General features: G+C 61.9%; 1 protein-coding gene. It reads left to right on the plus strand.

Annotated elements, in window-relative coordinates; translation table 11 throughout:
• Window positions 1-69 precede the first annotated feature (69 nt).
• Window positions 70-1,253, plus strand: a protein-coding gene (locus INT49_RS20795) for an IS3 family transposase (RefSeq protein ID WP_135807475.1) whose coding sequence is annotated in 2 segments (ribosomal slippage) — window positions 70-331 and window positions 331-1,253 — 1,185 coding nt in all. Because the reading frame shifts where the segments join, the coding sequence is not laid out codon by codon here.
• The last annotated feature ends 43 nt before the right edge of the window (window positions 1,254-1,296 follow it).

A 1,296-nucleotide genomic window follows, 5' to 3' on the forward strand; every position in this document is an offset into this window, starting at 1 on the left:
TGAGGTGCCGCGTGGTTTTCGGACAGTGGGCCCTCTTACGATGAGGGTGCTACTGGAAGAGAGAGCAGTATGTCCGTATCGCGGAGAAGGTTCACGCAGGAGTTCAAGGATGAGTTGTGTCGGGAGGTGATCTCGACGTCCAGGCCGATCAAGACTGTCGCCACGGCGTACGGTGTCGGCCCGGAGACGCTCCGTAACTGGTTGGTCAAGTATCGCGCCGCCAATGGTGGGACGGAGGCCGAGTTGACGGTTTCTGAGCGGGCGCGGCTGAAGGAACTCGAACGCGAGAATCAGGATCTGAAGGCGGAGACCGCGTTCCTGAAAAAAGCGACGGCCTACTTCGCGCGGGAGCAGCGGTGATGGCCAAGTACGAGTATGTCGACTCCCAGAAGAACCTGCCGGACAACACGAACCCGGTGGTGAAGATGTGCCGCTGGCTGGGCGTGTCGACCTCGGGGTTCTATCACTGGTTGAGCCGCCCGCAGTCGGCTACCGCGGCGCGCAGGGAGGCACTCACGGCTCGGGTAGAGCACTTCTTCGAGGCATCCGACGGCACTTACGGGTACCGGCGTATCCACGCCGACCTGGCCGATGAAGGGACGGAGTGTTCCCCGGAGCTGGTGCGTCAGATCATGCGTGATCAGGGCCTGGTGGCCTGTCAGCCGCGGCCGTTTCGTGTCACCACGGACGCGGATGCCGCGGCTGCTGCGGGCATGCCCGATCTGGTGGAGCGGGACTTCACCGCCGACCAGCCCGGGGTGAAGTTCGTCGGCGATATCACCTACATCCATACGTGGCAGGGTTTCGTCTACCTCGCGACTGTGATCGACTGCTACTCGAAGAAGGTCGTCGGATGGCAGATCGCTGATCACATGCGCGCCGAGCTCGTCGAGGACGCCCTGCGACACGCTGCCGCGACGGTCGTGATCGAGCCTGACGCGATCTTTCACAGCGATCGCGGTAGCGTCTACACATCGACCGGATATCGGGCCCTGATCGGCCGTCTCGGGATGCGTTCTTCGATGGGAAGGACGGGCGTGTGCTGGGACAACTCAGCGGCGGAAAGTTTCTTCTCGACCCTGAAGAACGAACGAGTCCACCGCACCGCCTACGCCACGAAAGCGCAGGCTCGCCGCGATCTGATCAACTATATCGAGGGCTTCTACAACAGTCGACGACGCCACTCCTCGCTCGGCTACCAGTTCCCGAACGACGTCCACTACGCTTACCAACAGTCGGCCACGACAGCATAAGAAATCAACCGAATCCGCTGTCCGAAATCACCGCAGCAGCTCA

Source organism: Brachybacterium tyrofermentans, from assembly GCF_014897585.1.
GTDB classification, from domain to species: Bacteria; Actinomycetota; Actinomycetes; order Actinomycetales; family Dermabacteraceae; genus Brachybacterium; species Brachybacterium tyrofermentans.